A 13,630-nucleotide genomic window follows, 5' to 3' on the forward strand; every position below is an offset into this window, starting at 1 on the left:
TTATCATAGTAGTAGAAAATATGAAACGAGGTAAGGTAATGTTAGAAGTTAAAAATGTAACTTTAAAGTACGGTGATTTTGTCGCTGTAGACGACTTATCTTTTGAAGTTAATAAAGGAGAAATCTTTGGACTATTAGGGACAAATGGTGCTGGTAAAACAACAACATTTAGAACGATTATGGGTCTCTTATATCCTTCAAAGGGTTATGTCAAATATGATGGAAAACTTGTATCATATGACACCGTAGATAAAATTGGATATATGATTGAAGAGCGAAGTTTATTAACAAAAATGACAGTTAAAGATCTTATGTTATACTTTGGTCAATTAAAAAATGTATCCGTTGAGGATATTTTAAATCGTCTAGATTATTGGCTAGATCGTTTTGATATCAAAGACTATAAGAACAAGAAAATTAAAGAATTATCTAAGGGTAACCAACAAAAAATTCAGTTTATTAGTGCTTTAATTAATGAACCAACCCTACTTGTACTTGATGAACCATTCTCTGGACTAGACGTTATTAATATGCAATTATTTGTTGAAGTGATTAGAGAATACAAAGAAAAAGGTTGTACAATTATCTTCTCAAGTCACCAAATCGACCATGTTGAATCTTTTTGTGAACGTTTAGTTGTTTTACAAAAAGGAAAGATGGTTTTATCAGGGTTAATTAAAAATATCAAAAAAGATTTCAAAAAACATAACATTAAGTTAGTTGCTGATGGAATAGAAAAAGATGAATTACTTAAAGTTCCTGGTGTTTTTGAAGTCATTGAAAATGCTAATGAATGGATTGTAAGAATTGAGACTGAAGAAGCAGCAGCAAATGTTTTCGAGTATGTTAAGACTTTATCAAACATTAAAAAGTTTGATGTAGAAGAAGCTAGTCTTGAACAAATCTTTATCGCGAAAGTAGGTAAGAAGTATGAAGAAGCTTAGTTATCTAATAAAATATGGTTTAATGAAGCGTCTTAAATCTAAAGCTTTCCTAGTAGCTAATGTGGTTGTAGGTTTAATTATCTTAGCTATTACAATGTTACCTGGAATTATTTCCAGTGTAACTGGTGGTCGTGGTGAAAGATTAGATGATCCAATTCTTATTGTCAACACATCGTCTTATAATGGTGGCGATGCAGATATGGCAATGTATTTAAGAAATTTTACTTACTATAATTTAATTGCATTACCAAACAATTATGAAGTACGTGACCGCTTTACATTATCAACCGATCTTGATGATGTTCCAGATGTTTCATTCTATGAAAATGAATCTGAGTATGTAGGTATCGTTTATATCTATGAAGAAAAGATTGATCCAAGTTTACCAGGAGATAATGTCGATAATCTGATTATTAAAGTTCAAATCTATGATAAAGGTATGAAACCTGTTGTTTTACAAATGTTAACAGCTGGTATTAAAGATATTCAAAGAATTAAGTATAGTATCGATCATCCAACATTCAATGATGATTTAGTTAAAGATTTAATTCCTGAATTTGTAGCTGACCCTAACAATGTAGGTGCTATTTCTGATGAATTATTAGCAGGTATCGCTCCAATTGTCATCGTACCAATCTTTATTTTAATTACTTTCGCATTCCAAGCAATTGGTGCTGAAATTATTGAAGAAAAGAGTACAAAAGCAATCGAAATTATTATTGCCTCAGTGAAGCCAAGAACACACTTTATTGCTAAAATCTTAGCAATTATGCTCTTCCAACTTATTCAATTAACACTTTATGCACTTTATGGTGTCATTGGAGTAATGATTAATGAAATCATTGCAGGTGGTGCAGCAGATGCATCTTGGGGTGCAATTTCAGCAAGCTTAGATATTAACTTTGTTCCTGTGATTATTGTTATGTTATTCTGTGCACTTTTAGGTGCAACTTTATATGCTGTGTTTGGTGCGTTCATTGGTTCACTTTCAATCAACCAAGAAGACTATCAACAAACTCAAACACCAGTAATGTTAATTTTAATGATTGGTTATATGGGTTCAATCTTTGCTGGTGCATTCGGTTCTAAAGAATTAATTTTAATCTTTGCATATATTCCATTCTTTACACCAATGGTATTACCTGTAACGCTTGCTATGGGTTATATAACTCTCTTAGAAGCTGTGATTGGTTTAGTTATTATTGTTGCAACAATTGCGATTGTAATGACATTAATTTCTCCATTATATCGTGCAAGTATTCTTTCTTACGACCAATCTAATTTATTCAAACGTATTAAGAATACAATTAAGCAAGCAAAAGCACTAAAAGAGAATCAAAAACTTTACGAGGAGAATACCCTTGAGTAAGTATGAAGATTTAAAACTTGAATTAGAAAAATTAGTCGATCCATCCTTAAACCTTTCTTTTAAAGAAGCGGGTAGTTTAATTAGTTTATCCATTAATGATGCTAATGTAGTTGAACTGCAAGTTGCATTAAAATCAAGAAAGAAAGATGAATCAAAGATTAAACTTGATATTGCAAGAATTGTAAAAATCAAGTTTGGTTTTCCAGGATTAAAAATTGAGTTTTCTGATTCTAAGTTCTCAAAAGATGAGGAAAGAAAAATTACATATATTGGTGTGATATCAGGTAAAGGTGGGGTAGGTAAATCAACAGTTACTGCTAACCTTGCAATGGCGTTTAAACGCTTAGGTAAAACTGTTGGTGTCATTGATGCAGATATTTATGGTGCATCCTTACCATCAATCTTTAGTCTTCCAATAGAACCACTGGATACCACTGAAGATGATGAATTAATACCTGCTGAAAAAAATGGTATTCAAATTATCTCACCTGAATTTTTCATGCCAAAAAACCAGCCATTAATGTGGCGTGGACCAATGCTTGGCAAATTGTTAATGCACTTTTTCAATAATGTTGCATGGGATCCAGATACTGAATATATCTTTGTTGACTTACCACCTGGAACAGGTGATGTTCAACTAGATGTTCAATCATTTATTCCTGATGCAAAAATGATTCTCGTTACAACACCACACCCAAATGCTATCCATGTAGCTTTAAAAGCAGGATTAGGAGCAAAAGAAATTGGTCACCAAGTCATAGGTGTTGTAGAAAATATGAGTTACTATTATAATGAATCAAATGGCAAGAATGAATTCCTATTTGGCGAAGGTGGCGGAAGTGAAGTTTCAAAACTGATAAAAGCCCCACTATTAACTCAAATTCCAATTAATCAACCATTAGATAAATCAAGTTACTTATTCAGTCTTGAAGATATGAATGGAAAACTTTATTTCAAGCTCGCACAAGACATCCTAAATATGATATGAAGTGAGGTTTAAAAACATTGGCAAAGTTAAGAAAATTTTATGATCTTGATAATGCTGCCAAGATTTTCCCGGTCGTTGCAAATGAAGATAGAAGCTATATGTTTAGATTATCTATCGTCTTAAAAGAAGAAATCGTACCAGAAGATCTACAAAAAGCATTAAACAGAATCACCAAACGTTTCAAGCATTTAAACGTAAGAATTCGTAAAGGTCTCTTTTGGTTCTTTTTCGAAGAAAATCTAAATAATCCAATTTTAAGAGAAGAAAATGGACTTATAAATGAATATTTAGACCCAAGAGAAAATAATGGCTTCCTTTTTAGAACGTTCTATTATAAGAACCGATTATCAGTTGAGTTTTTCCATGCATTAACTGATGGTAAAGGTGCATTAGAATTTATTAACTCACTTGCTTATGAATACCTCACACTTCGTGGAGCTAAAATTGATCCAGAAGGGATCATTATTACTGCTGATGTTGAAGGAAATTTCCAAGAAGTACAAGATGCTTTTCAACAACTTTATAACAAACAAAAAATTTATAAAGTCAAAGAACCTAAAGCTTACCACTTAAAAGGTACTTTTTATGCAAACCACTACAATGCATTAATGCATGCTTATATATCAGTCGAGCAAATAAGAGGTGTTGCTAAAAACTTAAACGTCTCAGTGACTGAACTTATCGTTGGTATGATTATCTTAGCGGCTAAAAGAAGTGGTGGTATTGGTAAACATTACAACCGACTCTTTAGAGTATTTATTCCAGTTAATTTACGTCAGTTCTTTCCAACCGTTTCGCTTCGTAACTTTGTCAGTTATGTCAGAATTAACTATGATTTAAATCAACAAGAACAAGAATTGAAAGACATTGTACAAATTGTGAAAGATGAATTTAAAAAAGAACTTGACCCTGATTTTATGGTTAACAGAATTATTACAAATGTTAAAACTGAACAAAATAAAATCCTACGCATGGCTCCACTTTTTGTTAAAATTCCAGCGATGCGAAGTGTTTATGGTATGGTCGGTGAAACATTAAATTCATATGATATTTCAAACCTTGGTAAAGTAGAATTACCAAGTGGGATGAAGCAATATATTTCTCATTATCAGTTCACAATCGCAACCTCTAATGACACACCAAAAGCGGCATCAGTTATTTCTTTTGGTGATACATTGTGTCTTTCATTTATCTCAAAGATTATTAATCGTGACTTCGAAATTGCATTCTTTGAAATCCTTAAACAACAAGGTATTTTATCGCGTATTGAAGCCAATAACTGGGAGGTAGTATAATGCAATTTTGTGAACGTTGTAACATTATCCATGACCACAATGAAAAAACTTGTATTGTTTGTGGCCGCATTATGAAACCAGTTGAAACTAAAGATAATGTCATTACTGTAGGATATCCAGAAATTAAGGTTGTTAAACGCAAAAGAGATATTGCATTGAGAATCTTTGGAGCAATCTCAATTGGTACATCTTTACTGGTTGCTATGATTAATTTTATTACCTATAATGAGTATCCAGAACTCTGGAGTTTGATTGTCATCGGTTCACTCTTATATGTATGGTTACTGTTTAATCAAGTGTTTATGTCTAAACATTTCTATTCAACTAAAACACTTAGACAAGTCATCAGTGTTTCCATTATTTTGATCTTAATTGATATCTTTACTGGATATTCCAAATGGGCATTAACTTATGTTATTCCATTTGTCTTAGCTGGAACTACCCTACTGTTGCCAATTATTGTTGCAAGTATGCCAGAAAAATATTTCTTACATGTGAGAAGTTTGTTGCTATTAATCATCTTTGACTTATTTGTTGGTATCATTCCGTTTGTTACAGATTGGATGGTTACAGACGTTTTATGGACAGGTATGATGTCAGCAACTGTTGGTATTACTTTACTAGCAATTATGTTCATCTTTGCTAGAAAGACAACATATACTGAACTTGTTAAAATCTTTAGAATCTAAAAGATATTCAAAGCCTTTCTTACTACTATAGTATGAAAGGTTTTTTATTTTATATGGAACATAACCCAAGAGAAAAATTAATTAAACTAGGTGTTAAATCATTAGAGGATTATGAACTCATTGCAATCCTACTTCGTACAGGTTCAAAGGAATCGGATGTTTTAACATTATCAAAAAGAATTATGAACTTATATCCTCATCGAAATTATATGAAACAATTAAAAATTGAAGATTTGATGTCAATCAAAGGTATTTCAATTTCTAAAGGTACAACAATACTTGCTGCAATTGAACTCGGCAGAAGAATACATGAGGTAAAATACGAAAAAGCAAAAGCAACAGCTACGACATTAGATATTTACCATTTACTAAAAGAAGAAATGGAATATCTTGAACAAGAACATTTAATTATTATCACTTTAGATATAAAAGGAAATGTTTTAAAACAAGAAACAGTTTATATTGGAACAACGACACAAATTACTGTTTCAGTTAAAGATCTATTCAAGACGGCAATTAAATTTGGTGCTTATGGTATCATCATGGTTCATAATCATCCAACAGGTGATGCTAAACCATCACTTCAAGATGATTTATTAACTGAGAAAGTTAAGAAGGCATCTGGTATTTTATCCATTGAGTTAATTGACCATATAATCATTGGAAAGTATGAATATTATTCATATAAAGAACAAAATCTCTTTAAAGTTTGATATAATCTAAAGAGATAGAGGTGTAAAATCAATGAAAAAAGACTCCACAAAAAAACTTTGGTATTTAGCATGTATTGGTGCATTAATCTTAATTATCATGATGATTACATCATCAATCCTTCAAATTGGTAATCAATTAGCAACATTACATCCATATGTTTCTTATGGTTTCTATGGGCTGGCCGTCATTTTAATCTGGTTCTTACTTATAAGACCGGTCTTAATTATTTTATTTTCTCCAGCATTTTCAATTGATACAACGCTCGATTCACATCCAAGAAAAACATATAAAACATTTAAATTAGTCGCAAAAAGATTGCTTGATAATGATGACTTACCAGCCGGTGAAAAGGAACTGATCAAGAAATCACTAAAAGACCCAAAAGCATTAAGAGATGCATTAAATCACGCATATAATCACCATATTAAAAAGCAAATGAACCAAGTCATAAGAAATCATGCTAAAACAGTCATGGTTTCAACTGCCATTTCTCAAAATGGTCGCCTAGATTTTATAACAGTGATTGTTGTAAACCTAAGAATGATTAAAGATTTGGTTGTGATGTGTGGATTTAGACCAAGTTACAGAAATTTATCCAAATTAGTTATTAATGTCTTTACAACCGCTCTTATTGCAGAGGGATTAGATAACTTAAAAATTACCGATGTATTACCTCAATCAACGATGAATATGTTAGGTGAAATGCCATTTATTAAACCAGTCATTTCATCAGTCGTTGAAGGGATGAGTAATGCCTTACTTACATTAAGAATTGGTATTGTCACTAGAAAGTATCTATTTGATGATGCAGAAGACTTAACGAAAGAAAAAATTCGCTTTGGTGCTTTAATTGAAGCTGCTAAACACTTACCTATGGTAATTGCAGATGGTTTGATGATTTTCCCACAATCTATGTGGAATATGTTTAAGCCAAAAGCTAAAAAGCTAGAAGAATTAGATGGTGAGTAAAATAATGTATGGTTTTTCTTGTAAATATAAATATTTACTTGACAAAATCTCTTGAATCACATATAATAACACTCGCGTTGTACCACGTAGAAAAGGTTTTAAATGCTTAATGCTACCTTAATAGTGAGTCTTCAAAACATAAAAATAAAAGGAGGGAACAGCATGTTTGCAGTAATCGTTACTGGCGGTAAACAATTAAAAGTTACAGAAGGACAAGAAATCTACGTTGAAAAACTAGATGTAAATCCAGGTGAAACTTACGAATTTACAGAAGTTTTAGCTACAGATACTAAAGTGGGATCACCATTAGTAGAAGGCGCTAAAGTGGTTGCCGAAGTTGTAAAACAAGGAAAACAAAAGAAAATCATCGTTTTCAAATACAAGAGAAGAAAAAACTTACGTAGAAAACAAGGTCATCGTCAACCATATACAAAGTTAGTTATCAAATCAATCGTTTTATAATATGATCCAATTTGAATTCAAAACAGAGAATGATCAAATAAAACATATTAAAGTTAAAGGACATGCATTATTCGGGGACTATGGAACTGATATCGTGTGTGCATCCGTATCAACTGCTTTAATTATGACAGCTAACGCAATTGAGATTTTAGGATTGAATGATCACATTCAAACTAAGGTCAAGAGTGGAGACTTTGAATTAAAGGTTAAGAAATATAACCCAACGGTCGAAGGACTTCTCCAAAATTTAAAATACACATTTAGTGAGCTTGAAGCTCAATACAATTCCCATATTAAAAATCTAAAGGAGGAATAACCATGTTAAAACTCAATATACAGTTATTCGCGTCTAAAAAAGGGGTAGGGTCAACACGTAATGGTCGTGACTCTCATTCTCAACGTTTAGGTCAAAAATTAGCTGATGGTCAAGTAGCCAAAGCTGGTGCGATTATCTATCGTCAACGTGGTACTAAAATTCACCCAGGCAACAATGTAGGCCGTGGCGGTGATGATACTTTATTCGCTAAAGTAGAAGGTATCGTTAAATATGAACGTATCGGTAAAGACCGTAAACAAGTTTCAGTTTATGCCGTATAACTAAAAGGTAATTCAATTACCTTTTTTTATTGAAATAATTATTGATATAATTATAGTAGTAACTATCGAAGTAGGAGTAGGAAGATTATGAGTGTTTTTATAGATGAAGTAACAGTAGAACTTAAAGCGGGTAAAGGTGGAAATGGTAAAGTAGCATTCCGCCGCGAAGCACACGTTGAATTTGGTGGACCATTTGGCGGTAACGGTGGCAATGGTGGGGACATCATTTTTATTGGTGATTCAGGTAAAAATACTTTAGTTGACCTTAAATATAACAGACATATTCGTGGTAATGCTGGTGTGAATGGTGAAACAAAAGGTTGTCACGGTGCAAATGCCGAACATACTTATGTTAGAGTACCACTTGGAACTGTTGTTTATCATGAAGATGGTAGTTTAATTGGTGAAATTCTTTACCATAACCAAGAATTATTAGTAGCAAAAGGTGGACGTGGTGGACGCGGAAATATTGCGTTTGCTACAAACCGAAATCAAGCACCAGACTTTGCTGAAAATGGTGACTTAGGTGAAACCTTTAAAGCTAAAGTTGAATTGCGTGTCCTAGCTGACGTTGGTCTTCTTGGATATCCATCTGTTGGTAAATCAACATTTATCTCAGTTGTTTCAAATGCAAAAGCTAAAATTGCTGATTATCCATTTACAACATTATCACCTCAACTCGGTATGGTTAATGTTGGAGAAGAATCATTCGTTGTAGCTGATCTACCAGGGTTAATTGAATTTGCACATTTAGGTGTGGGTCTTGGAATCCAATTCTTAAAACACGTTGAACGTTGTAGAGTCTTACTTCACATCGTATCAATGGAATCAGAAAATCCATTTAAAGACTATCAAATTATCAACAACGAACTTGTCTCATATGATGAATCATTAAAAGATCGCAGACAAATTGTTGTTGCGAATAAAATGGATGTTGAAGGTGCAAAAGAAAAATTAGCTGAATTCAAAAAGCAATTAGGTGATGTTGAAGTATTCCCAATCTCAGCATTAACTAAACAAGGTTTAAATGAATTAAAATATAAAATAGCTGAAGTCCTAAGAGAAATTCCAAAACTTGAACCTAAAGTAGCAACTAAGGTTTATACCTTAGAAGAAAAGAAAACACCAGATTTCATCATTACTAAAGGTGCTGATGGTATCTTTGATGTGACAGGTGATAAAGTCGCTCTATTCTTTAATCGAACAGACTTTAACTCTGAATCTGCGGTTAAACGTTTTGCTAGACAATTAAGAAGTATTGGTATTGAAGAGGCACTAAAAGAAGCCGGGGTTGAACACGGCGATGTCGTTAGAATCTTCACTTATGAATTTGAATACTTAGAATAAAAATAAATCCCCTTTAAAGGGGATTTTCTATTAGAGTTTTAACGATTTTTGTTTAAATAGGTAACTTTGATTAGCATCTTTTAAATCACGCTCTAAAACGCGTTTTTCTTCGTTTTGAAGTTTAGTTGCATTTAGGGCTGATTTCTTTTGATAGTTTGAAATGGATAATTCCATCTTTTCAAAAGCAGCTTTTAATTCAAAGTCGATTGTTGAAATACGTTTTTGTTGAAGTTGACTCTTCTTAGTAGTTTGTTCTTGATAATTTGCTAACTTTTCTTTTAGTTGTTCACCAAGTTTAAGCTCAGTTTGTTGGAATTTAGTATTTAACAAGTTGTTTTTTAATTGAGTTGTTTCTTCAAGTTGTTTTAAGTTCTTAATCTTTAATTCGATTTGATCGTTGGCCTTAGAGGTATTCTTAAGAGATGTTTCTGTAACCTTTAAAAGATTCTTTTGATACTCGTTATCAAGTTGAGTTAAAACGGATTTAAGGTTTGAGTCAATAAGTAAAAGTTCTGTTGTAATCTTTTGTTCAGTTGTCATAATTTGGGTTTCATAAGCTTTGATTAAAGCCTTATGTTCTTCAATTGAAGCTGACTTTTCTTTCTTAACCTGATTAGATTGAGTGGTAATTGAAATTTGTTTTTCATTTTCTAGATTAACTAAATCTGTACCTAGTTTTTCTTTTAATGCATCTAAATGAGGTTTAATACTTGAAGTAAATTTCTCGTATGCATCATAATCTTCTTTTTGGTCTTTTAAGAAACTTGATTTTAAGTTGATTTGGTCTTTGTTGAGTTTGGCAAATAAATCAATTGAACCTTTGAGTAATGCTTGATAGAATTCATGAGATTGTCTTTCGAAAAATGATTCTAACTTTTTGAAGTTCTTTTCATAATCTTTCATCATATCATCGGTAATGTAGACAGGTTGATTTAATTTTTCTGTTAAAGGTTGGACTTTTGATTCATATGTAACAAAGAGTCCTGTCATCTTTCGCATTAAGTTCTTATAGAAAGATAGTTGTTGGAAGTAAACCTTAGCATCACTTTGTTGTTGGGTAGCAAGTGTTTCTTTATCTTTTTCAAATTTGGCTTGAAGATTTTCTTTTTGAAATCTAATCTTATCAATAGGTTTGTTGAACTTTTGAATTTCTTTATCCAATTTTTGCATCTCGGATTCAATCGAGTTAATTTGTTTTTGAAGATCATCAATGTTAGATTGAAGTTGTTTGATTTCCTTTTTATCTTGAGTTTCAGCTTGTTTAATTTCAACTTGATTGATTTTAGATTGAATTCTATCAATATTAGATGAAAGAACAAGAATTTGATTATCAATCTTTTTAATTTCTAAATGGTAAGTATTTTCTTCAGTATCCAAAGCTTTTAAGTTATCTTGAAGCGTGGTGGTTAATACTTTTAAATTAGATTGATAATGATGGTTTGTTAAATCATTGATTCTTGTTTCATGGTATTGTTGCATATCAACTAAGAAGTCATCAATTGCTGATGTTTGAATGGTTGATAATTCTCTAAATACATCTAGGTATAAACTGATATATTGTTTAACATCCTCTGGATGTGCTGGTAATTGATACAAATTGATTAACTCTATCATGAAGTGATGATGCACATTATAAATGACATATACTTGATTGAAGAGGAAGTGGATTCTTGAGTGAATGACATCTAACTCTTGTTTTAAGATATCAACCTCAGTATCAATTAACGATAATTGATCTTGATAGTAAATCTTAGTTTTCTCAAATTCAATATCTGTTTCTAACTTTTTTTGTAGGATAGATGCTTCATCGTGATAGAAGTTGTTTTCAAACTGTTGTTCCTTAATTTTATAATTGATTTGAGTTGTTAAATCAATCTTATCAAGTAAATAATCAAGTTCATTAGAAAGATTTGTCATTTCAAATGTAGTTAGAACTAAATCTTGTTTTAAGGCTTGATTTTTAAGTCTTTGTTCTTGAATGACTGTTTCTTTTTCTAGTGATAACTGTTCTGTCATCATTAAAACATTTTTATCATGTTCTAACTTAACTTTGAGTTTTTCAAGTTTTTCTTGGTTTTCTAATTTATATAAAGTAAGCTTATGATCAATTAAATCATCTTGATGTTGGAAGTGAGTTAAGTGATAGTTGGTATCATTAGATAATAAATTAATATCACGTTCTGAGACTGAGTTAGCAACTGCTAAGTCTTTATCAAGTGGAGCAATCAGTTCTAAATGTTTGATTTCTAAAAGTTCTAATTCATAATCTAAAATATGTTTTAGTTTTTTTAATTTAGCATCAACTTCTTTTAGTTTGTACTCATAGTTTTGTTCGTTATAATAACTTTCTAACTTTTCGTTGATGAGCAGTATTTTCCCTTCCACACGCCATTTTGAACGCATTTCTAAGAATTCGATTTCTGCTTGATTTAATCGTTCGTATTGTTCTTTAGTTTTACTTAAAGTGTCTTTTCTTGTACGTAAAACTTGTTTATTTAATTCATTATCTTGTGCTGCAACTTTTCGTCTAAAATCACGATAAATGTTCTTTCTTTCTTCTTCGGAAGAAGCAGCGTTTCGTGCATAATTATATTCTTTTTGTTGTTCTTGTCGGTCTTTTAATAAAGCTTCTCTAAAAGCTGATAATTTAGAGTTAAAAAGCGAAATAGATTCACTTGTTTCTTTAATGATATGTTCTTTTTTCTCGTTATATTTTTCGATGATCACAACAATTTCTTGTTTATGTGCTTCAATTTTTTCTTGATAAGTTTGTTCGTGCTTAGCCTTGATTTCTTGATATTCAGCTTCAATTACTGCTAATTCTTGAGTAATTGGGAAAGAAGATTCTTGATAAGTTTTCTTTAACTTATGGATCGCATCATCTTTTTTCTTTTTTAATTGGTCAACCTTTTTATTAAAAACAGTTGATGCTTGATGATAATCATTTTTAACAGATAAGTATTTAGAGTCTGATTGTTCACGATAAACTTGTTTAGATTGATTAATTCGTTCTTTTTGAAGTTTAACGTTTTGTTCGAATGCTAAAACATTTTGTTCAATTTCTTCGACATCTTTTTGGTATTGTTGTTCGATTTTTGCTAAGTCATTTTGTGCATTTTGTTTAATTTGATGCATCGATTTAGCTGATTGTTTTTTAATATCAGCAATGACTTTTTCAATATAAGCTAAGTCTTTTGACTTAGTGTTTAATGCAGTTTTATTTAAGTTAGCTAAGTCTAATTCAAGTTCATTAATTTCTTGATTTAGGCGTTCGATTTCAAGAGAGAACTGATTTTTAATCGAGGTAATGTTTTGATCTCTTTCAGTATTTACCTTTTTAATTTCATCTCTCACTTTATTTTCAAATGTAACAAACTCGGTTTTTAAGATTTGGATTTTATCTTGGTGATTTTGACGAACTTGGCCATGTGACTTAATTGTATCTGAAGTTACTTTTTCATGGCTTTGTTTAAATGATAAAAACTCCTTTGATAAATCTTGGAGTATGTTAGTTAGTCTATCTGTAATTGGTTTATATTTCTTGTCTTTACTGGATAGATTTTTTAAGTTGTTTACGGCTTCATTAACAAATTCAAACGTCATTTTTTCACCTACTAAATTTATTATAACATAATAAAGATAACAAAAAATGATATAATAATTTAAGAACAAATACTTAGTAAGGTGGAAGTTATGTACGGCTATATCAAAGGAATTGTAAAAAAGGTTTCACCAGAACATATTATTATTGATAATGGTGGTATTGGTTACTTAATATTAAGTCCAACGCCATATCAATATCATCTTGATGAAGAGGTAAAAGTTTTTACCTATCTTCATGTTAGAGAAGATATTTTTGCATTATATGGATTTAAAGATGAAGATACACTTAAACTATTTCAAAAGTTAATTAGCGTTTCAGGTATTGGTCCAAAAAGTGCATTAAGTATTGTTGCATTTGATGATTCAAGAAAAATTGTTGAAGCGATTGAAACAGGCGATACTAAAACATTAGTTAAGTTCCCTGGTATTGGTATGAAGTCTGCGCAACAAATTATTTTAGACTTAAAAGGCAAACTTGTTGAAGATCCATCCGATATTAGAATTTTAGATGATAATTCTAAGGATGTTGTTGCTGCGCTTGAAGCACTAGGCTATAACAAGAATGATATTAAGAAAACAATCAAACATATTAACGTTGACCAACCTGTTGAAAGTGCATTAAAAGAAGCGTTAGCATATCTTTTAAGATGAGG

13 protein-coding genes are annotated in these 13,630 nt (G+C 31.2%); 12 read left to right on the top strand and 1 reads right to left on the bottom strand.

The window, feature by feature from the left end:
• Positions 1-38 precede the first annotated feature (38 nt).
• From PG914_RS02250 to obgE, 11 genes are all read left to right on the top strand, one after another.
• Positions 39-944: an ABC transporter ATP-binding protein gene (locus tag PG914_RS02250; RefSeq protein WP_488822056.1), complete on the top strand. Its 906-nt coding sequence runs from the start codon at positions 39-41 to the stop codon at positions 942-944.
• Entirely contained in the window at positions 931-2,313 is a 1,383-nt protein-coding gene (locus PG914_RS02255) for an ABC transporter permease (protein ID WP_488822057.1), read from the top strand. Before PG914_RS02250 ends, PG914_RS02255 begins: the two co-directional genes overlap by 14 nt.
• The gene (locus PG914_RS02260; RefSeq protein ID WP_488822058.1) at positions 2,306-3,301 is read left to right on the top strand and encodes a P-loop NTPase; all 996 of its coding nucleotides are present in this window, start codon (positions 2,306-2,308) and stop codon (positions 3,299-3,301) included. Before PG914_RS02255 ends, PG914_RS02260 begins: the two co-directional genes overlap by 8 nt.
• 17 nt (positions 3,302-3,318) lie before the next feature.
• The gene (locus tag PG914_RS02265; protein ID WP_488822059.1) at positions 3,319-4,596 is read left to right on the top strand and encodes a hypothetical protein; all 1,278 of its coding nucleotides are present in this window, start codon (positions 3,319-3,321) and stop codon (positions 4,594-4,596) included.
• Positions 4,596-5,285, top strand: coding sequence for a DUF6320 domain-containing protein (locus PG914_RS02270; protein ID WP_488822060.1), 690 nt, complete (start codon positions 4,596-4,598; stop codon positions 5,283-5,285). Before PG914_RS02265 ends, PG914_RS02270 begins: the two co-directional genes overlap by 1 nt.
• Before the next feature lie 32 nt (positions 5,286-5,317).
• Complete coding sequence (gene radC, locus PG914_RS02275) at positions 5,318-5,998, top strand: RadC family protein (RefSeq protein ID WP_488822061.1); 681 nt, start codon at positions 5,318-5,320, stop codon at positions 5,996-5,998.
• Between the two features lie 31 nt (positions 5,999-6,029).
• Complete coding sequence (locus tag PG914_RS02280; protein ID WP_488822062.1) at positions 6,030-6,968, top strand: DUF697 domain-containing protein; 939 nt, start codon at positions 6,030-6,032, stop codon at positions 6,966-6,968.
• Between the two features lie 162 nt (positions 6,969-7,130).
• Positions 7,131-7,430, top strand: coding sequence for a 50S ribosomal protein L21 (rplU, locus tag PG914_RS02285; protein ID WP_488822063.1), 300 nt, complete (start codon positions 7,131-7,133; stop codon positions 7,428-7,430).
• A 1-nt stretch (position 7,431) separates the two neighbouring features.
• A complete protein-coding gene (locus PG914_RS02290) occupies positions 7,432-7,746 on the top strand; it encodes a ribosomal-processing cysteine protease Prp (protein ID WP_488822064.1) in 315 nt (104 codons plus the stop codon).
• A gap of 2 nt (positions 7,747-7,748) precedes the next feature.
• Complete coding sequence (gene rpmA, locus PG914_RS02295; RefSeq protein WP_488822065.1) at positions 7,749-8,027, top strand: 50S ribosomal protein L27; 279 nt, start codon at positions 7,749-7,751, stop codon at positions 8,025-8,027.
• Positions 8,028-8,114: 87 nt separating this feature from the next.
• Positions 8,115-9,374 carry a GTPase ObgE gene (gene obgE, locus PG914_RS02300; RefSeq protein ID WP_488822066.1) on the top strand — a complete coding sequence of 420 codons (1,260 nt, stop codon included), beginning with the start codon at positions 8,115-8,117 and terminating at the stop codon, positions 9,372-9,374.
• A 30-nt stretch (positions 9,375-9,404) separates the two neighbouring features.
• Here obgE and PG914_RS02305 read toward each other — a convergent pair whose 3' ends face one another.
• Positions 9,405-12,977, bottom strand: coding sequence for a hypothetical protein (locus PG914_RS02305; RefSeq protein WP_488822067.1), 3,573 nt, complete (start codon positions 12,975-12,977; stop codon positions 9,405-9,407).
• Positions 12,978-13,067: 90 nt separating this feature from the next.
• On the opposite strand from PG914_RS02305, the gene ruvA reads away from it, so the two are divergent.
• A complete protein-coding gene (gene ruvA, locus PG914_RS02310; protein ID WP_488822068.1) occupies positions 13,068-13,628 on the top strand; it encodes a Holliday junction branch migration protein RuvA in 561 nt (186 codons plus the stop codon).
• Positions 13,629-13,630: the final 2 nt, after the last annotated feature.

The organism is Acholeplasma sp. ORD1043 (assembly GCF_057808485.1).

Bases quoted from the DNA above. Each gene is read 5' to 3' on its own strand.
- PG914_RS02290 (WP_488822064.1), top strand. From the start codon at position 7,432: ATGATCCAATTTGAATTCAAAACAGAGAATGATCAAATAAAACATATT.
- rpmA (WP_488822065.1), top strand. From the start codon at position 7,749: ATGTTAAAACTCAATATACAGTTATTCGCGTCTAAAAAAGGGGTAGGG.
- PG914_RS02305 (WP_488822067.1), bottom strand. From the start codon at position 12,977: ATGACGTTTGAATTTGTTAATGAAGCCGTAAACAACTTAAAAAATCTA.
- ruvA (WP_488822068.1), top strand. From the start codon at position 13,068: ATGTACGGCTATATCAAAGGAATTGTAAAAAAGGTTTCACCAGAACAT.
- obgE (WP_488822066.1), top strand. From the start codon at position 8,115: ATGAGTGTTTTTATAGATGAAGTAACAGTAGAACTTAAAGCGGGTAAA.
- PG914_RS02255 (WP_488822057.1), top strand. From the start codon at position 931: ATGAAGAAGCTTAGTTATCTAATAAAATATGGTTTAATGAAGCGTCTT.
- PG914_RS02270 (WP_488822060.1), top strand. From the start codon at position 4,596: ATGCAATTTTGTGAACGTTGTAACATTATCCATGACCACAATGAAAAA.
- PG914_RS02280 (WP_488822062.1), top strand. From the start codon at position 6,030: ATGAAAAAAGACTCCACAAAAAAACTTTGGTATTTAGCATGTATTGGT.
- rplU (WP_488822063.1), top strand. From the start codon at position 7,131: ATGTTTGCAGTAATCGTTACTGGCGGTAAACAATTAAAAGTTACAGAA.
- radC (WP_488822061.1), top strand. From the start codon at position 5,318: ATGAAAGGTTTTTTATTTTATATGGAACATAACCCAAGAGAAAAATTA.
- PG914_RS02250 (WP_488822056.1), top strand. From the start codon at position 39: ATGTTAGAAGTTAAAAATGTAACTTTAAAGTACGGTGATTTTGTCGCT.